We start from the raw sequence: 20,208 nt of genomic DNA, 5'->3' as shown, positions 1-20,208 counted from the left end.
CCCTTTTCAGTAATACATTGAGTTCTCAAAACACTTTATTAAGTGTCTTGAATATTCTAAAAACTAAGGCGAATTTGTGTACTCGTAAGAGATGCAAATTAGTAATAAACCAGCTAGTTACGGTACATCTTGATTACAGGTTCTTAGAAACTTATTTGGGTTGTATGGTTAAGTGACTAAGCGTATACGGTGGATGCCTTGGCAGTCAGAGGCGATGAAGGACGTAGTAACTTGCGAAAAGCGTTGGCGAGCTAGTAACAAGCATTTGAGCTAACGATGTCCGAATGGGGAAACCCGGCCACATAAGTGGTCATCATAACGTGAATACATAGCGTTATGAGGCGAACCTGGGGAACTGAAACATCTAAGTACCCAGAGGAAAAGAAATCAACCGAGATTCCCCTAGTAGCGGCGAGCGAACGGGGATTAGCCCTTAAGTCTATGGGGTGTTAGTGGAATGTGTTGGAAAGCACAGCGGCACAGGGTGATAGCCCCGTACATGAAAACTAACCATAGATGAAATCGAGTAAGGCGGGACACGTGACATCCTGTTTGAATATGGGGGGACCATCCTCCAAGGCTAAATACTCCTGACTGACCGATAGTGAACCAGTACCGTGAGGGAAAGGCGAAAAGAACCCCTGTGAGGGGAGTGAAATAGAACCTGAAACCGTGTACGTACAAGCAGTGGGAGCGGTTCTTGAGACCGTGACTGCGTACCTTTTGTATAATGGGTCAGCGACTTACATTTTGTAGCGAGGTTAAGCGAATAGCGGAGCCGTAGGGAAACCGAGTGTTAACTGCGCGTTTAGTTGCAAGGTGTAGACCCGAAACCGAGTGATCTAGCCATGGGCAGGTTGAAGGTTGAGTAACATCAACTGGAGGACCGAACCGACTAATGTTGAAAAATTAGCGGATGACTTGTGGCTGGGGGTGAAAGGCCAATCAAACTCGGAGATATCTGGTTCTCCTCGAAAGCTATTTAGGTAGCGCCTCGAGCGAATACCACTGGGGGTAGAGCACTGTTAAGGCTAGGGGGTCATCCCGACTTACCAACCCTTTGCAAACTCCGAATACCAGTGAGTACTACTCGGGAGACAGACGGCGGGTGCTAACGTCCGTCGTCAAAAGGGAAACAACCCAGACCATCAGCTAAGGTCCCAAAGTTATTGCTAAGTGGGAAACGATGTGGGAAGGCTTAGACAGCTAGGATGTTGGCTTAGAAGCAGCCATCATTTAAAGAAAGCGTAATAGCTCACTAGTCGAGTCGGCCTGCGCGGAAGATTTAACGGGGCTAAGCAATACACCGAAGCTATGGGTTTGCTCTTATGAGCAAGCGGTAGAGGAGCGTTCTGTAAGCGGTTGAAGGTGAAGGGGTAACCCACACTGGACGTATCAGAAGTGCGAATGCTGACATGAGTAACGATAATGGGGGTGAAAAACCCCCACGCCGAAAGACCAAGGGTTCCTGTCCAACGTTAATCGGGGCAGGGTGAGTCGACCCCTAAGGCGAGGCCGAAAGGCGTAGTCGATGGGAAACGGGTCAATATTCCCGTACTTCTGCTAACTGCGATGGAGAGACGGAGAAGGCTAGGCTAGCGCGGCGTTGGTTGTCCGCGTTTAAGACTGTAGGCTGTTCACTTAGGCAAATCCGGGTGAACACTAGGCTGAGAGTTGATGACGAGTCCCCAAGGGGATGAAGTAGTTGATGCCATGCTTCCAGGAAAATCTTCTAAGCTTCAGGTTAGTAGGAATCGTACCCCAAACCGACACAGGTGGTCGGGTAGAGAATACCAAGGCGCTTGAGAGAACTCGGCTGAAGGAACTAGGCAAAATGGTACCGTAACTTCGGGAGAAGGTACGCTGCTGGCGGTGATGAGACTTGCTCTCTAAGCTGCTGGCAGTCGCAGATACCAGGTGGCTGCAACTGTTTATCAAAAACACAGTACTGTGCAAAATCGCAAGATGACGTATACGGTATGACGCCTGCCCGGTGCTTGAAGGTTAATTGATTGGGTTATCTTCGGAGAAGCTCATGATCGAAGCCCAAGTAAACGGCGGCCGTAACTATAACGGTCCTAAGGTAGCGAAATTCCTTGTCGGGTAAGTTCCGACCTGCACGAATGGCGTAATGATGGCCACGCTGTCTCCAGCCGAGACTCAGTGAAGTTGAAATTGCGGTGAAGATGCCGTATACCCGCGGCTAGACGGAAAGACCCCGTGAACCTTTACTATAGCTTGGCACTGAACATTGAACCTACATGTGTAGGATAGGTGGGAGACTTTGAAGCTTCGTCGCTAGATGGAGTGGAGTCAATCTTGAAATACCACCCTTGTAGTTTTGATGTTCTAACCGCGGCCCCTTATCGGGGTTCGGGACAGTGCCTGGTGGGTAGTTTGACTGGGGCGGTCTCCTCCCAAAGAGTAACGGAGGAGCACGAAGGTTGGCTAAGTACGGTCGGACATCGTACGGTTAGTGCAATGGCATAAGCCAGCTTAACTGCGAGACATACACGTCGAGCAGGTACGAAAGTAGGTCATAGTGATCCGGTGGTTCTGTATGGAAGGGCCATCGCTCAACGGATAAAAGGTACTCCGGGGATAACAGGCTGATACCGCCCAAGAGTTCATATCGACGGCGGTGTTTGGCACCTCGATGTCGGCTCATCACATCCTGGGGCTGAAGTCGGTCCCAAGGGTATGGCTGTTCGCCATTTAAAGTGGTACGCGAGCTGGGTTCAGAACGTCGTGAGACAGTTCGGTCCCTATCTGCCGTGGGCGTTGGATGATTGAAGGAAGCTGCTCCTAGTACGAGAGGACCGGAGTGGACGAACCGCTGGTGTTCGGGTTGTTATGCCAATAGCATTGCCCGGTAGCTACGTTCGGAATCGATAACCGCTGAAAGCATCTAAGCGGGAAGCGAGTCCTAAGATGAGTCATCCCTAGGAATTTAATTCCTCTAAAGAGCCGTTCGAGACTAGGACGTTGATAGGCAGGGTGTGTAAGCGTTGTGAGGCGTTGAGCTAACCTGTACTAATGACTCGTGAGGCTTAACCATACAACCCAGATAAGTTTTACCAGAAATGAGTCCAATCATTTCTTGGCACTGCCTACAGCCATGTAGGTGTATCTGAGTTGATGGTAACTAGATTTATTACGAAAGACTTAGTGAAGAATATAAAGCACTTAATGAAGTCGAAAACTCAAAGAAACAAACAGCTTTCCGAATTTAGTTAATTGCGACAGCAGTTAACAGCCAAATTTGCTTGGTGACAATAGCATTGTGGTCCCACCTGATCCCATCCCGAACTCAGTAGTGAAACGCAATAGCGCCGATGATAGTGTGGGGTCTCCCCATGTGAAAGTAGGTCATTGCCAAGCGCCTAATACGACGAACCCCGCTACGATGTAGCGGGGTTTTTCTTTGCCTGAAGAAAAGTAAACTGCAGGCTTAGACACATCAACTGCTGATAGTGTGGTCGATATGCCCATGTGTCCTTACAAGGATTATAAAAGTAGGTCATTACCAAGCACCTAATTTCTCTTAATTGAGAGCAGATAGCCCGATACTCACGTATCGGGCTTTTTTGTGTAATGAATTAGAGAGTTATGCGTAAGAGATAGTTTTTTAGCAAGGATGACAATACATAGCTAGGCTAGCGCCAAGGCACTGATTTATATAATAGAAAGAGGGTAACCAGATTCAGGCATAGAGCTTTTAGCTACTGGATTGTTGTCGAAGTGATTTTATTTTGCTAGTTAGCTTAGCGGGGTAAGAAAGCGCTTCAATTGATCAATCTATATTGTGTCTCAAATAAAACAGCAGACCAGCTGTTGAGTAGCTTTCCATCATTTCAATATTAAAGATGAGTCGTTAGAGGACTCATCTCAATAGTGATGATGTGTACTTATGTGGAGTATTCTCTAAATTTATTTAGAGGTTAAGCAGTTTAATTTTATCTAGAATAGGTAAATTGGCTTCAGGAAACTCAAAATTATGTAAGTCCACTTTATTAACCCACTGTATTTCTTGACCTTCTACACCTTCTCCCGAACCACTAAATTGTCTCACTAGGTGAATATCAAGTAATACATGTTTATCTGGGTAATTATGTGAGATATCCATGAATGATTCTGTAGATTCTACGTCTAAGTTAACTTCTTCCTTAAGCTCTCTTATGAGCGCTTGTGAAACCGTTTCACCTAATTCCACCTTACCACCAGGAAATTCCCATTTACCCCCTTGGTGCAGGTGTTCATGGCGCTTAGCTAACAGTATTTGTTGTTCATTATTTATAATAATGCCAACAGCGACATGTATTCTTTTCATTTAATTTGCTCAACCTATTGTTTAAAAAAGTCACCTTCATCAAAACCTTCTGTATCTAAGGTTTCATGATCAAATTCTGGTTTTACTGGAATGGCGTGTTTCTCACTTGCCCAATCGCCAAGATCAATCATTTTACAGCGCTCACTGCAAAAAGGTTTAAATTTTGATTGTGGTTCCCAAAGAACATCAATTTGGCATATAGGACATTTAACAGAAATAGGCATAAGTCATCTCGCTAATTAATATAGTGAGATCCTAAAGAATTTAGTTACAAGTAGCTAGTTTGAATTTAACTAATTTATCAGTATGTTTTTGGTTTTCGAAATCGACGAAGTGGATAGCATATCTGTTTTTATGACCGCTAATAGTCGGGTAACAGTCTTGGGTGTTATCGATTTGAACTCTAATCAAAGATAACGTTTGTGGGCTGTTACCTTGAAAAAAACCTTGCTGTGCTTCGGCTGTTATAAATTCTGCGGTACTTCTTGTCAGTTCAAGTAGTAATTGTATTGGCTTTAGGATAGGTAAAAAATTCTCGATCCAGTTATTGAGGTCTAACTGTCTTTCTTGCCATGGTTTAGCAAGCCAATAATGCAGCTGCGGCAAATCAAAATTACAACACGCTCCAGGCATACCAAATCGTTGCTTAAGTGCGGCAATAAAACGATCCTGCTTTAGGTGGCAGCCTATGCGCTCATTTGTTTGTAATGGGGCTTTTGATGCGTTGAGTTGATCGATTATGTTTTGTATTTGCGATTTATCTACATGGGGTAAAGCATGCCATTTAGCTAAGATGACTAATTGTTTGTCAATATCTTTTAGGATATCAGTTCGGTAATCACATCTGTCCGTCAATTCAGCTAATGAAAAAAGTGGGTAGAAACAGTGATGTTGATAATCGGTATCAAGATGGAGATTTAATTGATCAGCTAAATATTCGAGTCGCAGATAACTTCTGGTTTTTTCATTTAACGGCTGTTCATATATTAAATCGTTATTCATTGTTTTTATCTATGCTGATGATGCTTGAGCTAAATACTTCAAATGTAATAACTGAACAGTTTTTCGTAATTCTTCTGGAGGTAAGGTATTGTCTAAGACAGTATCAGACTTAGTAAGTCTCAATTCTCTACTTATCTGACGATTTAGAATTTTCTTAACTTCTGTTGAAGTTACCCCATCTCGTTTCGCTGTTCTAGCTATTTGTTCATGTGGTGGAATATCCACCACTAAAGTCGTATTGACCAAACTATCTAACCCATTCTCAAAAAGCAAGGGAACAATCATAATAACATAAGGAGAATTCGCATTTTCAACTGCTTCGAGCATACGATTGCGGATTAAGGGGTGTAGTAAGTTATTTAGCCATTGCCTTTCTTGTTCATTGTCAAACACTCTTGTACGTAACTTTACTCTATCAAGTAAACCATTAGAGTCTATTACTTCAGAGCCAAAGTGTTCTTTAATCTGACTTAGCCCCTGAGTGCCTTTCTCGACAACTTCTCGGGCAATGATATCAGCATCAACGAGTTCGATTCCGAATTCTGAGAATTGATTTGCTACAGTGGTTTTTCCCGAACCAATACCACCTGTAAGTCCAACAATGAAATCAGCCATGCTAAATGAAATTACCTAGGTACCAGTTGATAATATCCTGACCCCATACAAGCGCAACCCAGCCTGCAATGGCAATATATGGACCGAATGGAATTGGGTTTTCTCTGGTGATTTTCTTGCTTATCATCATTGAAATACCAATAACAGCACCTACCAATGAAGAAATTAAAATAATCAAAGGCAGGAATTGCCAGCCTAACCATGCACCAAATACTGCGAGTAATTTAAAGTCGCCATAGCCCATGCCTTCTTTGCCTGTCACTAGTTTAAACAGCCAAAAAACAGACCAAAGGCTTAAATAGCCTGCAGCAGCACCAATAACAGCATCTGTTGGGCTAGCATAAATACCTTTAAGGTTAATAATGATGCCTAGCCATAAAATAGGCAGCGTTAATTGATCTGGCAATAGCATTTCATCTAAATCAATACCAGTTAGTGCAACTAACACAAAAGTAAGAATAGATGCGTATAAAAATTGCCAAGTCGGACCAAAGTGCCAAGCTAAAGTTGCTATTAATAGACCAGTAATTAATTCAAATATTGGGTATCTGGTACTAATTGATGTTTTACAACTTGCGCACTTCCCGCCAATCATTAACCAGCCAATGATGGGTAAGTTGTGCCAAGGTTTGATATTTGTTTTGCATTTCGGGCAAGCTGATCCTGGTACCACTAAATTATATTTCTCAGGATAATCATCAATACGTTTGTTCAGTCGCTTTTCACCGACTTCTTTGACAATGTCGGGGTGGTATTCTGACAAATAATAATTACATTCACTTTGCCATTCACGCTTCATCATCACAGGAAAGCGGTGAATGACGACGTTTAAAAAGCTGCCAATGGTAGCGGCAAAAATAAAGCTAATTGAAATAAAGAGCCAAGGTGATTGGCTTATAGACTCTATAAAAGTATTCATAAACTCATTCATGTTATTATTCTTTTAATTTCTTATCTTAGCGGTTTGTTATCCACCAACAATATTACCCATTTGGAAAATAGGTAAATACATTGCAACGATTAACCCGCCGACAAGAGTACCAATAACTACCATCATGATCGGTTCTATTAAACTTGATAATCCATCAACCGCATCATCAACTTGCATCTCATAAATATTGGCTACTTTGTTTAGCATGTCATCTAGTCCACCTGACTCCTCACCAATCATTACCATTTGAATAAGCATGTCAGGGAAAAGACCTGTGGTTCGCATAGCTACGTTCATTTGCATGCCTGACATCACTTCTTGGCGGACTTTTAATAGTGCTTTACGATAAACCGCATTACCGGAGGCGCCAGCAGCGGATTCAAGTCCATCAATTAATGGTACACCTGCTGAAAACGTCGTAGCTAGAGTGCGGGCAAAGCGAGCCATAGCAGCTTTATGTAAGATATCACCAACTACAGGGGTTTTTAAAACTAGTTCATCTACTCTATCTCTGAAGTTTTGAGATTTTAAATGTGCACGCCTAAATGCCCATACTATAAGAATAATGGCGAGTACAAAATAGTACCAAGAAACTTGCAACCAACGAGAGAGATTAACTACTATCTGCGTAAAGGCTGGCAGTTCGGCACCAAAGCCAGCGAAAATACTCTCAAACTGAGGTACAACAAAAAGTAATAAAAGCACAGTAACTGCAATGGCAACTATCACGACGGCAGCAGGATAAAACATAGCCTTTTTAATTTTAGATTTTAATGCTTCAGCTTTTTCTCTATAAGTGGCAATCCGATCAAATACAGCGTCAAGTGAGCCTGAGTGCTCACCTGCAGCCACTAAATCGACATAGAGGTCATCAAAGTACTGTCTATGTGGCCTTAAAGCATCAGACAATGGAATACCTGATTGTATATCAGTAAGAATAATAGCTAATAATTCTCTTACTTTTGCTTTATCATGGCCGCGGCCTAAAAGTTCAATAGTTGTTACTAGAGGAACACCTGCAGCTAACATAGTAGCAATTTGGCGGGTGATCATCGCAATATCCATAGCGGTGATTTTTTTATCAGATTTGAACAGTGAAACTGCTTTCTTTTTAACTGTTTTCGGAGTGACCCCTTGAGCTTTTAAGGCGCTGCGAACTTCAGCAACGGACAAACCACGGAGCTCTCCGGAGGTTTTTTGACCATCTCTATTTGTACCTTTCCATTCAAAAGTGAACACTTTAGGTTGAAGTTTGGTCTTATCTTTGCTGGTTCTTTTCACTGAGGGCTTTCTTCTCGCCGATGCAGTTGCCATAAAGCAAATCCTTTTTTATTTATTATGTGCAATAAAGCAATGTTCTAGATGTGTTTATTCGAAATTATAGCTGAAGTTAGCCAAAGCTGGTAACTCGGTTAACTTCAGCAATACTGGTAATGCCTTGGCTAACTTTTAATAAGCCAGATAAGCGTAAATCTCGCATACCACTAGTTTTAGCCTGCTTGGCTATTTGTAATGAATTACCACCTTCCATAATGGTTCGGGCAATTTCGTCGGTCATTCTCATCACTTCGTAAATACCCACACGACCTTTGTATCCACCCGAGCAGTGTTCACAACCTACAGGTTTAAATACGGTAAAACCTGTACTAATAATCTTTTCAGTAAAGCCTAGACGTTGTAGTTCTGCTATAGGGACATCTTCAGGCTGTTTACACTCTGGGCATAACCTACGAGCAAGACGTTGGGCAATAATTAAATTGACTGAACTGGCAATATTATACCCAGGGACGCCCATGTTAATTAAGCGGGTTAGAGTTTCAGCAGCTGAATTTGTATGTAAAGTCGATAGCACCAAATGACCTGTTTGCGCCGCCTTAATGGCGATCTCGGCGGTTTCTAAATCTCGAATTTCACCGACCATTACCACATCAGGATCTTGGCGTAGAAAAGAGCGCAATGCAGACGCAAAGGTTAAACCTGCTTTTAAGTTAATATGAACTTGGTTGACGCCTTCTAAATTAATTTCCACCGGATCTTCGGCTGTTGAAATATTACGTTCTTCGGTATTGAGAATATTTAAACCCGTATACAAGGAAACTGTTTTACCAGAGCCTGTAGGGCCAGTTACTAGAATCATACCTTGGGGTTTAGCAAGCATTTCTTCGTAAAGTAATCGTTGGTCGTCGTCATAGCCTAACTTTTCGATGCCAAGCTGGGCTGATGATGAGTCTAAAATACGCATTACTATCTTTTCCCCCCAAATCGTGGGGAGAGTACTGACACGAAAATCGATTGATTTAGTGCGTGATAGCTTCATTTTGATTCGGCCATCCTGGGGAACACGCCGTTCGGCAATGTCGAGTTTTGACATAACTTTTAAGCGAGCCGATATTCGATTTGATAAGTTGACAGGAGGCTCTGATACTTCATGTAAAATACCATCTATTCGGAAACGAATACGGTAGCGTTTTTCATAGGGCTCGAAATGTAAATCAGAGGCTCCTTTGCGAATTGCATCTGTCAGTATTTTATTAATATAGATAACAATGGGTGCATCATCACTGCTTTCACCTGCTGGTTCATCATGACGCTCTGTATCAGCAACTTCCATATTTGCAAGAGCTTCTTCATCGACCCCCGCAAGGTCTAATCCGGAAATATCATCTTCAGCAAGTTTTTCTAATACTGCTTGTAACTTATCATCTTCTACTAAAATAGCTTCAGCATGTAAACCTAAACTAAACTGAAAATCTTCTAATGCGGTAATATTGCTAGGATCAGAAATTGCAATATACAGTCTGTTACCACGTTTAAATAAAGGCAAACAATTATGTTTATTGATGAGTTTTTTATTCAAAATATCTTCAGGAATATTTTGAATGTCATATCCGCTTAAATCGAGAAGTGGGGTGCCGTACTCTTCGTAACATAACTCCGCAATCTCACGAGCCGAAATTAATCTTTCGGATACAAGGGTACTAACTAGCGGTAATTTATCCTTGCGAGATTTAGATATTGCTTTAGCCAACAACTCTTCTGTCAGTAAACCTTTCTTTATGAATAGGCCTGATAACCCTAAGTTAAGAGAAGTTGATGACATGAAACAGATCCTTGAGTTTACGTATTAATATTCACTTAATAGTAACAATACTAAAGGTATATGCCAATCAAAACTAAGGTTATGTTTTTATTATTAAAAAGCTTAAAACGCTCCAAAAGTGAAAATACAATAGTTTTCTTTATTTTAAATATGATTGTTTTTATATTTTTTAACTATTCAAGTACTCGAAGACTTTCAAAATGAACTAGTTGCAGGCTAATTGCTAACTTCGTGAAGCACTGAAATGTCACCGACAATGAACTAAAAAGTAATTATATCACCTGAATTCAACTTCGAAGTGCAACATTAATTATATTAAGCTGCTACATTATTTTGTTCAGAGCTCTTATCCTTGCTCATCAAAACCGTAACAGAGTATGCTGTTTCGTTTTGTTATTCTTAGCTACATATCGTTGCTTCAATACAAAACTTAAGTGCTATCTAAGTTGAACAATAAGGTATATCGCTACTATTATATTCTCGACAAATCTTTGTAATAGAACATCTAATCATAATTACAAATTCTAAGATTAAAATCTCCCGTTTCAAAAGGACTGAAACCTGATATCTTCCCTCAGACAGTTATTGATAACTTATAATGATATTTTTTTGGAACATAAAAATCAATCACTTCCAGTTTATGGCTTCTTCTGCATCTGAAAAGAGTATTGCAGTTATTATCCGAATTCTGGAGTTAAGGAAACATCGTGGAGTTAAAAGCATATTCGAAAGTGGTGTTAGCAACTTGTGGAGGCGGATTCTTAATTGGAACAATTTTTTCTAATAAGTTTATGCATCTATTCGGTATTAGTAATGAATATGATCTTAAGCGCCTAATCGTAATTTGTTGTGTATGTTTTTTTCAATGTTATTAATTTTTGTGAAAAACATTGAATTTAAGACACTTCCAATGCAAGTAAAATTAGCAGGAATAATCATTTTTACAACAGCTTTTTTTTCCACTTTGATTAGTAAGTATCCATTTTTTGGGGGAATTGAGCTTATAAACTATTGCTTGTTATTTGTACTGTTTATGATTTTTGTGACTTGTATGAGAGGGATTAAAAAAGACAGGCTTTATTATTGTATCTATCTATATTTCTTAGTTTTTTCTGTTTTTACACTAGTTAAATACCTATTATTTCTGTGTTTCTTCTATTTTGACGCTAAGAGTTTTGATATTCACGGGTTAATCTATGGTTATGTTAATGTTCGTTTTTTTAACCAGCTGCAGGTAATGATAATTCCTATACTATTTTGGCCTTTTTTTCATCCGCAATATAAAAAATATAGCCTAGTAACGATTGTCATAATAGCATTGCATTGGGTTGTGCTACTCCAAACAGAAGCTCGAGGGGCGATCCTATCTCTAGTTATTTCTACTTGTTTGATATATAGCTTTTTGTCTTCAGTAAATCGAATAAAATTTCTCTATGCAAGTTTAAAGGCGCTACTTATTGGGTTCGGTCTTTGGCTTATTTTGATTGTTATTATTCCAAGCTGGTTAATGGGGGAAACTAGTCTACAAGTAAGAACGGGGAGTTCTGGGCGTATAGATTTATGGCTCTACAGTCTTAGAAGTGTACTCGATAGCATTTGGTTTGGCTTTGGTCCAATGAGTTTTGCTTGGGGGGAAGGTAAGCCACTATATAATGCTCACCCTCACAGTTCAGTTATTCAACTAGTATATGAATATGGTTTCCCAACATGCTTAACTTTAGTGTTTGGTGTTATATATTACCTTAGTAAGCAATTGAAAAAATTAAATAGTAATACAGAACAGGACATTGCGCCTATTGTATTTTCTATTGTATCAGGATTAGTTTACTCCTTATTTAGTGGAGTCATTGTGATGCCATTTTCGCAAATGTTATTGATGTTTTTGGTAGCAATAATTTTTCAGGATAAAGATTCGGGATACTACAAAGTAGGGGTATATACTCCATTTGTGCTTTTTATTTTAATTTTGGCTGGATGTAGTTTGATAATCGGCACTCTTCAGCATGAACAATTGTTACCGGCTTTATTTCCTAGAATTTGGTTAAATGGGCTGATTGGCTGATTGGCTGATTGGCTGATTGGCTGATTGGCTGATTGGCTAAAATTAAGCGGTTATTGATAAGACCGATAATTATGAACAGAAGCAAAATAAAACGAACACCGAAGTGGTGTTCGTTTTACAGAAGTATATTAACTACCTGCAGCACAAGTAGTTGTGTCCCAATTACAAGTAATGGTTGTTGAATCTTGATCTGGAGCTGTGAATGTTCCGGTGCCAGTTAATGTAGCTGTGGTAGTTGGGAATGTTGGTCCGCTAGTACAAGCTTTAGGAGTATATGCAGGTATATCAGCAGCATCCAATTCAGCCCAGATTGCCGCTGCATGTGCTTTTGTTGCCGCAGAAGCTTCACCAAGGCAAGAGTTAATATTACCCTTGTTTACATAGTCTTTATAAGCAGGCAATGCGATTGCTGCAAGAATACCGATGATCGCTACTACGATCATTAATTCAATAAGAGTAAAACCCTTAGCGTTTTTGATTTGGTTAATGCTTTTCATTTTTTATCTCTCTATGTGTTGCTTCAGGGTTGTTCTAATCCGTGAAATTCAACATAACTAAAGGCCCTTAGGTATGTTGATTGGTGTCCTATCACCGCAATCCTTCTAGCATTAATAAACTAGTGTATTTTTTATTACTTTTAAAACTTGAACATATGACTCGTCTGGTACTACTTAACTGAACAGCTATATAACTGACGTTACTTAACTGCTATGTAAGTAAATTAGTGAGCCCATGCATTACTTCATTCTTACAAGTTAATTCTTACAGCTTCGTTGTTAAAGGATAGAGTAGAGATTAAATATTCGCCACTTTACCTATAACGGCAACAAACAATATAACTTTATCGGAATGTTGTTAACGGAGTGTTTCATTCAACGTTGCTTTTATAAATAACTATTCAAAGTTTTCGAAAGTTACCTTCGTAACGCTTTGAAAATTAATTTGTAAAAAGTTGAGTTTGAAATCTGACTCACCTGTAGTGAACGTTAGTATAAAGTTATCAACAATGGAATAGCTTATCGCACAAAAGTGCAAAAAAAGCGTAAAAAGTGTAATTGAACACATTGTTGCTACTGGTTTAGCAACAAAATAGTGACATATTTAGCTGGTATAGATGATTTATTGACTGGACTTGTTATAAGTCAATTTTATGGCTTAGCAGCTTTGCTGGAATATATAGAAATATGTACTATTTAATCAGAAGCTAAATAATGGTAAGCAATTTTGAGGGAATTACGATTAGGTATCATTAGAGCCTTTTACATTAAGCGATTTATATTATTCCTTTCACAATAGAAGATGTAGAGTTGGATACTATTTGAGGCAAATATCTATTACGAAATGACTTTTGATAGTTGGAACTATTAAAAGTCATTTTTATAGAGGAGACATAAAAAAGCACTCTGATTAGAGTGCTTAAATTACGTTATCTAGTTTTAGTTGGCCTACAGATTGAAGATGACATAAACATTCAATGATGTCGTCTACAAAAGACTGTAATCGGCCTAAGTTTATGATGTTTAAATGAGTTGGTTATGACTTCAACCTCAAAGATAAATCCAATGCTTTAACGTGCTTAGTTAGTGCGCCCACTGAAATGTAATCGACGCCCGTTTTAGCAAAGTCTGCAATAGTATCAATGGTGACATTACCCGACACTTCCAACTTAGCGCCTTTGCCTTGATCTTTAAATTGATTATTTAAGCTTACGGCTTCAATCATCATGGTGACATCAAAGTTGTCTAGCATAATAATGTCAGAACCGGCCTCAAGTGCTTCAGTTAGCTCTGCAATCGATTCTACTTCTACTTCTACAGGCTTTTCATTATCAAGTTTTCTGGCCGCTTTTATCGCTAAATCAATATTGCCGCAGGCCATGATATGGTTTTCTTTGATCAAAAAGGCATCAAATAAGCCAATGCGATGATTTTTACCACCACCACAAGTGACGGCATATTTTTGAGCCGTTCTTAGTCCCGGAATCGTTTTACGGGTATCAAGTAAACGAGTGTGAGTGCCTGCAAGCTTATCGACGTAAAGTTTAGTTAAACTTGCGACGCCAGATAAAGTTTGGATGAAGTTCATCGCGGTGCGCTCACCAGTCAGTATGGCTCGCGCTGGTCCTGATAATTCACATAACACTTGGTTAGGCACGAGCAAGTCTCCGTCATCTACATGCCAATGGAGGGCTACTGTACCACCAAGTTGATTGAACACTTGCTCTGCCCAGGCTTTACCGCAAAAAACACCTTCTTCGCGAGTAATTAATACAGCTTCAGCATATTTATCAGCAGGGATAAGTTGCGCTGTAATGTCAGCGGCTAAAATATCTTGTGGTGTATGAGAAGGGGTATGACCTAAGTCTTCATCAAGAGCGGTTTTTACGGCTTGACGGATGTCATTTTCAATCATGTGCATAATCCTTGCTATTACAGCGACATCAGTTAGAAGAGCAGTATAGTGCTAACTGATTATAAAACAGGTATGTGGCAACTTTACCACAGTTGCTAAATTAAAATATAGCGCTGAACTTTTTCATTTTACTGGTACATTTAACGGGTACATTAAGCTTGTTAAGATAGATAGAATATCCCGTATTATTCTCTTTAACTATCTTTCTACCTTCTTACACTGAAATAGTTAGGCTACAGATTAATATTATGAAAAACATGATTGAAGCTGGCTGGCATCAAAGCGCACGAATATGTAAATCACCGCATTTTAACCAACGACCTTTGAGTGAAGTTAGTGGCTTGGTGATCCACAATATAAGCCTACCTGCTGGTTGTTATGGTTTGCCTCATATCGATGGCTTATTTCAAGGCTGTATTGATGAAGCAGCTGATCCCAGTTTTAGTGAATTAGTGGGACTTGAAGTATCGGCTCATTTTCTGATCCGCCGTGACGGTGAAGTGGTGCAATATGTGAGTTGTGATGATAGAGCTTGGCATGCTGGTGTATCCAATTTAAATGGTCGTGAAAACTGTAATGATTTTACTATTGGCATAGAGCTAGAAGGCACCGATACTGAACCGTATGCCAATGAGCAATATCAAGTTTTAGCTCAATTAACCTTGGAGTTATTTGATGAATATCCTATGCTTAACCAAAATCAAATTGTAGGGCATTGTGATATCGCTCCTGGGCGGAAAACTGACCCTGGCCAGAGCTTCGATTGGCAACGTTACTATCGTTTATTGTCGATATAGTTTAGGCTGCAATCAAGTTCATAAACTGAGCTTTGCAATTTTGCCTAACAGATATGATGAGCGTTTTGTTAAAGGGTTAATGAGCGCTTAGCTAGATACAAGTACAGATAATTTTTAGCTTCCACCTCTTTGGCTGTAAACAGGAGTCACATGGCATTATTTTCTTTATTAATTGCGATAATGGTTGAGCGACTGAAACTATTGCCAGCGAGTTGGCAATTTGACTCTATGCTAGCCAAATATCAGCATTTATTCTGGAAAGACAAAAAGTTAGATTCTGCAATCGCAGTGTCTGCCGTTGTACTCATTCCTGCCATTATTGTTTTTCTAATATTATTTCTTATCGACGGCGTTTTTTACGATTTAATAACGCTATTGTTTTGGGTGGCTATTTCTATCCTTTGTTTAAGTCATCAGTCTCTACGCGCCAGTTTTAAAAAATATATGCTGGCCGCATGTCGTGGCGACGTTCAGGCTTGTTATCACTATGCTGAAAACTTAGATTGCACTGAATGTTTAGACGCTATTGACGAAAAAGATTTAGGCCGTCAAATCGGTAAAACCGTAGCTTGGGTCAATTACCGATATTATGGTGCTGTTGCCTTATTTTTGATTTGTTTTGGTCCTGTTGGCGCAGTGCTGTATTGCTCGGTGCGTTTTTATGAACAGTACAATCAACAAAATAAATTAGAGATGCCGTTTATAGGTAAACTATTATTCTTACTTGATTGGCTACCTAGTCGAGTGTTCAGCTTTGGGTTTGTATTAAGCGGACATTTTGCATCTGGGGTTACGGAGTGGCGCAAGCAAGTCTTTAACGCTAAAAACTCAGCTAAAAATATTGTCTCTTATACTGCGTTGGCTGCAGAAACCATTCCTGAGTCAACTTCGGCGCCTGTATGTGTCCAACCGACATTAGCTTTACTGGCACTGAGTAAACGTAACTTTATATTGTTGCTGACAGTGTTATCTGTGCTGACTATTTTTGGCTTAGTTAGTTAATGCTTGAGGGCTTTAAGACTTTAGTTGGGCTTTAGCTCGCTAACTAAAATAACTTGGCTTTAATTTATTGGAGCTTTAGTTACAGCTACAGTTAGATTCAGAATGATTAATATTAATTAATGTATAACTAATATTAATTTGAAATAGAAAAACAGTTTTTATTTTTTAGCCTTTTAACTGCACGATTTACTGCTACTGTTTAACAGAAAATATGGCATATAGTGTCACTACAGGTAGCTTTATTTGATTCGCAACCCTTCAGTGGTAGCGTTTAGTAAATGGTCAGACCCCTTTGAAGGTTTTTTTCGTTATGCTCTTATTCGTTCAAGAGTCGTTGCGTTTGAAATCTTCAGTTAACATCCATTCAACACTAGCCTAACTAGACATCAAATGTTTGATTTGATAAAGTGCGCTATCTCATATAAATTGGTAAGACCAATTGACAACGGAGCTGAGGGCCAAATGGCTTATAGCAAAATAACCCAGCCAAAAATTTCAGATGTGATCATGGAGCAGTTAGAGCGCATGATCCTTGAAGGTAGTTTACAGCCTGGGCAGAAGTTACCGCCAGAGCGTGAACTTGCTTTGCAGTTTGAAGTGTCTCGTCCTTCATTGCGCGAAGCTATTCAGAAGTTAGAAGCTAAAGGGCTTTTAATGCGTCGCCAAGGTGGTGGCACCTATGTAAAAGAACAACTATGGCAGAGCCTAGCCGATCCTATTGTTGAATTGATGCATAACGATTCAGAAAGTCAGTACGACTTACTGGAGTTCCGTCATGCAACAGAAGGAATGATGGCTTACTTTGCTGCACTTCGTGGTAATGACGCTGATATGCAAAGCATTAAGCGTTCAATCAATGAAGTGGAAGCCGCAGCGAATGTTGAAGCGCAAGCGGATGCGATTGTACGTTTTTATCGTGCAGTAGCTGAAGCATCACACAATGTGGCGATGTTACACCTAGTACTTAGTTTAACCCCTGTGTTGCACAAAAACGTAGCACAAAACTTAGAGCTTCTAAGCCGACGCGAAGAAGCATCTACAATGGCGAATGAGCACAGACGAGCATTACTCGCTGCAATCGTTCGCCGCGACCCTGACGCGGCACGTGAAGCTTCGAATGAACATTTAAGTTACATCGAAGAAGTTATGTTGTCAGTGAGGGAAGAAGACAGTCGGTTGCAGCGTAGCTTGCGCCGTTTAAAGAGCGGTGTTTGATACAAATTATAGTGAAAAATCATTATAAATTGACCGAAACACATTAATTATCAGTATCTAGAGAAGGACAGCGACATGTCTGAAGATATGCTACAAGACTTAGATCCATTAGAAACTCAAGAGTGGGTAGATTCACTGCAAGCGGTATTAGAGCAAGAAGGCCCTGAACGCGCGCATTTTCTACTTGAACAATTAATCGATAAAGCTCGCCGCAATGGTACCCATCTACCATACAAAGCGACTACCGCTTACTTGAATACGATTCCTTCAGGCCAAGAACCACATATGCCTGGCGATCAGGAAATGGAACGCCGCATTCGTGCTATCGTTCGCTGGAATGCCCTTGCAATGGTATTACGTGGTTCTAAGAAAGATTTAGAGCTAGGTGGTCACATTTCTAGTTTTGCCTCTAGTGCGACTATTTATGATGTGTGTTTTAACCACTTCTTCCGTGCACCGAACGAAAAAGACGGCGGCGATTTAGTTTATTATCAGGGTCATATCGCACCGGGTATTTATTCTCGTTCGTTCCTTGAAGGCCGCATTAGCGAAGATCAAATGAATGGTTTCCGTCAAGAAGTTGATGGCAAAGGTTTATCTTCATACCCGCATCCTAAATTAATGCCTGATTACTGGCAGTTCCCGACAGTATCGATGGGTCTTGGTCCGATTCAAGCAATCTATCAAGCACGCTTCCTTAAGTACTTAACTGACCGTGGCTTAAAAGATTGTTCTGAGCAAACTGTTTATTGTTTCCTTGGTGATGGTGAGTGTGACGAGCCTGAAACATTAGGTGCAATCGGTCTTGCTGCCCGTGAAGAATTAGATAACTTGGTCTTTATCGTTAACTGTAACTTACAGCGCCTTGATGGCCCTGTTCGTGGTAACGGTAAGATTATTCAAGAGCTAGAAGGTGAGTTCCGCGGCGCAGGCTGGGAAGCAGTTAAAGTGATTTGGGGTCGCTACTGGGATCCATTACTTGCACGCGATACTAGCGGTAAATTATTGCAGTTAATGGAAGAAACCGTAGATGGTGAATACCAAAACTGTAAAGCTAAAGGCGGCGCTTATACTCGTGAGCACTTCTTTGGTAAATACCCTGAAACTGCCGAAATGGTTGCCAACATGTCAGATGATGACATTTGGCGCTTGAACCGTGGTGGTCATGATCCAGTTAAGATTTACGCAGCATTACAACATGCTAAAAACACCAAAGGTCGTCCTACAGTAATCCTTGCTAAAACAGTTAAAGGTTACGGTATGGGTGATGCGGGTGAAGGTAAAAACATCGCGCATAACGTGAAGAAAATGGGCGTTGAGTCGCTTAAATACTTCCGCGATCGTTTCAATATCCCAATTAGCGATGATCAGTTAGAAGATATTCCTTACTATCATCCTGGTGCTGATTCAGAAGAAGTTAAATACCTTAAAGCACGCCGTGAAACTTTACATGGTGCTATGCCTAAGCGTCTTGAGAAATTCTCACAAGATATCGAAGTGCCATCATTAAAGATTTTCGACTCAGTATTGAAAGGTTCTAACGGTCGTCAAATCTCTAGCACAATGTCATTTGTTCGTATTTTGACTGCGCTACTAAAAGACAAGAAAATCGGTAAGCAAATTGTACCGATCATTCCTGATGAAGCGCGTACCTTTGGTATGGAAGGCTTATTCCGTCAAGTGGGTATTTACGCTCACGAAGGCCAAAAGTACGAGCCACAGGATTCTGATCAAGTTGCTTACTACCGTGAAGATAAAACCGGTCAAGTATTGCAAGAAGGTATTAATGAGTTAGGTGCAATGTCATCTTGGGTTGCTGCGGCAACAAGTTACTCAGTTAACGATACCCCAATGATCCCGTTCTACATCTACTACTCGATGTTTGGTTTTCAACGTATTGGCGACATGGCATGGGCAGCGGGTGATATGCGAGCTCGTGGCTTCATGGTTGGTGGTACATCAGGTCGTACGACATTGAATGGTGAAGGTCTACAGCATCAAGATGGTCACAGCCATGTATTAGCTAACACAATTCCTAACTGTATTTCTTATGACCCAACTTACGGTTATGAGATTGCAGTGATTGTTCAAGACGGTATTCGTCGTATGTATGGTGAGCAGGAAGATGTTTTCTACTACCTAACAACGATGAACGAAAACTACGAACAACTTGCTATGCCTGAAGGCAGCGAAGAAGGCATTGTTAAAGGTATCTACAAGTTAGAAACCCTTCAAGGTAGTGGTAAAGGCTCTGTCCAGTTAATGGGTAGCGGTACTATCTTAGAGCAAGTTCGCAAAGCGGCTGTAGCATTGTCGAAAGATTTCGGTATCACTGCTGACGTATTCAGTGTTACTAGCTTTAACGAGCTAACTCGTGATGGTCAAGCTGTTGAGCGTTATAACATGCTGCACCCAACTGAAGCGCCAAAGGTGCCATATATTGCTGAAGTGTTATCTAAAGATGCACCTGCCATTGTAGCAACAGATTATATGAAGATTTACGGCGAGCAATTACGTGCTTACATCCCAACTGACTACAAAGTACTTGGTACTGACGGTTTCGGCCGCAGTGATAGCCGTGACAACTTACGTCACCACTTTGAAGTTGATGCTAAGTTCATTGTTATTGCTTCACTTAAAGCCCTTGTTGACCGTAACGAAATACCAGTTGATGTGCTTACTAAAGCCATCAAAGAATATGGTATCGACGTTGATAAGATCAATCCACAGTTCGCATAGAGA

The 20,208-nt window shown here is 40.4% G+C and carries 15 protein-coding genes and 2 rRNA genes; 7 read left to right on the top strand and 10 right to left on the bottom strand.

Features of this window, described 5'->3' with window-relative positions; all coding sequences use genetic code 11:
• The first annotated feature begins 166 nt into the window (after positions 1-166).
• Together AC0L4E_RS16855 and rrf are read left to right on the top strand one after the other, a co-directional pair.
• Positions 167-3,058, top strand: a 23S ribosomal RNA gene (locus AC0L4E_RS16855).
• Positions 3,059-3,265: 207 nt separating this feature from the next.
• Positions 3,266-3,381, top strand: a 5S ribosomal RNA gene (rrf, locus tag AC0L4E_RS16850).
• Here the strand turns inward: rrf and AC0L4E_RS16845 are convergent.
• From AC0L4E_RS16845 to pilB, 8 genes are all read right to left on the bottom strand, one after another.
• On the bottom strand, positions 3,370-3,492 hold the full coding sequence (locus tag AC0L4E_RS16845; RefSeq protein WP_473680373.1) for a hypothetical protein: 123 nt from the start codon (positions 3,490-3,492) through the stop codon (positions 3,370-3,372). The genes rrf and AC0L4E_RS16845 overlap by 12 nt on opposite strands.
• 442 nt (positions 3,493-3,934) lie before the next feature.
• Entirely contained in the window at positions 3,935-4,330 is a 396-nt protein-coding gene (gene mutT / locus AC0L4E_RS16840; protein WP_473680371.1) for an 8-oxo-dGTP diphosphatase MutT, read from the bottom strand.
• Positions 4,331-4,344: 14 nt separating this feature from the next.
• Positions 4,345-4,554: a DNA gyrase inhibitor YacG gene (gene yacG / locus AC0L4E_RS16835; RefSeq protein ID WP_473680369.1), complete on the bottom strand. Its 210-nt coding sequence runs from the start codon at positions 4,552-4,554 to the stop codon at positions 4,345-4,347.
• Between the two features lie 40 nt (positions 4,555-4,594).
• Positions 4,595-5,332, bottom strand: coding sequence for a cell division protein ZapD (gene zapD, locus AC0L4E_RS16830; RefSeq protein WP_473680367.1), 738 nt, complete (start codon positions 5,330-5,332; stop codon positions 4,595-4,597).
• Between the two features lie 9 nt (positions 5,333-5,341).
• Positions 5,342-5,947, bottom strand: coding sequence for a dephospho-CoA kinase (gene coaE / locus AC0L4E_RS16825; RefSeq protein WP_473680365.1), 606 nt, complete (start codon positions 5,945-5,947; stop codon positions 5,342-5,344).
• Between the two features lies 1 nt (position 5,948).
• Positions 5,949-6,878, bottom strand: coding sequence for a prepilin peptidase (locus AC0L4E_RS16820; protein ID WP_473680363.1), 930 nt, complete (start codon positions 6,876-6,878; stop codon positions 5,949-5,951).
• Between the two features lie 36 nt (positions 6,879-6,914).
• Positions 6,915-8,192, bottom strand: coding sequence for a type II secretion system F family protein (locus AC0L4E_RS16815; RefSeq protein WP_473680361.1), 1,278 nt, complete (start codon positions 8,190-8,192; stop codon positions 6,915-6,917).
• Positions 8,193-8,268: 76 nt separating this feature from the next.
• Positions 8,269-9,978, bottom strand: a complete 1,710-nt coding sequence (gene pilB, locus AC0L4E_RS16810) for a type IV-A pilus assembly ATPase PilB (RefSeq protein WP_473680359.1) — start codon at positions 9,976-9,978, stop codon at positions 8,269-8,271.
• 910 nt (positions 9,979-10,888) lie between these two features.
• Between pilB and AC0L4E_RS16805 the strand changes: the two genes are divergently transcribed.
• Positions 10,889-12,040, top strand: a complete 1,152-nt coding sequence (locus AC0L4E_RS16805) for an O-antigen ligase family protein (protein WP_473680357.1) — start codon at positions 10,889-10,891, stop codon at positions 12,038-12,040.
• A gap of 128 nt (positions 12,041-12,168) precedes the next feature.
• On the opposite strand, the gene AC0L4E_RS16800 is transcribed toward AC0L4E_RS16805, so the two are convergent.
• Together AC0L4E_RS16800 and nadC are read right to left on the bottom strand one after the other, a co-directional pair.
• A complete protein-coding gene (locus AC0L4E_RS16800) occupies positions 12,169-12,537 on the bottom strand; it encodes a prepilin-type N-terminal cleavage/methylation domain-containing protein (protein WP_473680355.1) in 369 nt (122 codons plus the stop codon).
• A 1,036-nt stretch (positions 12,538-13,573) separates the two neighbouring features.
• Positions 13,574-14,452 (bottom strand): carboxylating nicotinate-nucleotide diphosphorylase, encoded by an 879-nt coding sequence (gene nadC / locus AC0L4E_RS16795; RefSeq protein WP_473680353.1) that lies wholly within the window; start codon positions 14,450-14,452, stop codon positions 13,574-13,576.
• Positions 14,453-14,709: 257 nt separating this feature from the next.
• Here nadC and ampD point away from each other — a divergent pair, with 257 nt between their 5' ends.
• The 4 genes from ampD to aceE all read left to right on the top strand — a co-directional run bounded on the left by ampD (position 14,710) and on the right by aceE (position 20,205).
• Entirely contained in the window at positions 14,710-15,249 is a 540-nt protein-coding gene (ampD, locus tag AC0L4E_RS16790) for a 1,6-anhydro-N-acetylmuramyl-L-alanine amidase AmpD (RefSeq protein WP_473681720.1), read from the top strand.
• 150 nt (positions 15,250-15,399) lie between these two features.
• Positions 15,400-16,251: a beta-lactamase regulator AmpE gene (gene ampE / locus AC0L4E_RS16785; protein ID WP_473680351.1), complete on the top strand. Its 852-nt coding sequence runs from the start codon at positions 15,400-15,402 to the stop codon at positions 16,249-16,251.
• A 462-nt stretch (positions 16,252-16,713) separates the two neighbouring features.
• Positions 16,714-17,466, top strand: coding sequence for a pyruvate dehydrogenase complex transcriptional repressor PdhR (pdhR, locus tag AC0L4E_RS16780; RefSeq protein ID WP_102527414.1), 753 nt, complete (start codon positions 16,714-16,716; stop codon positions 17,464-17,466).
• 75 nt (positions 17,467-17,541) lie between these two features.
• Positions 17,542-20,205, top strand: coding sequence for a pyruvate dehydrogenase (acetyl-transferring), homodimeric type (gene aceE, locus AC0L4E_RS16775; RefSeq protein ID WP_220755050.1), 2,664 nt, complete (start codon positions 17,542-17,544; stop codon positions 20,203-20,205).
• Positions 20,206-20,208 lie beyond the last annotated feature (3 nt).

Source organism: Shewanella sp. GJ50-10, assembly GCF_055808815.1.
The sequence above is the reverse complement of the archived record's forward strand: the minus strand, read 5'-3'. Positions and strand labels throughout refer to the sequence as shown.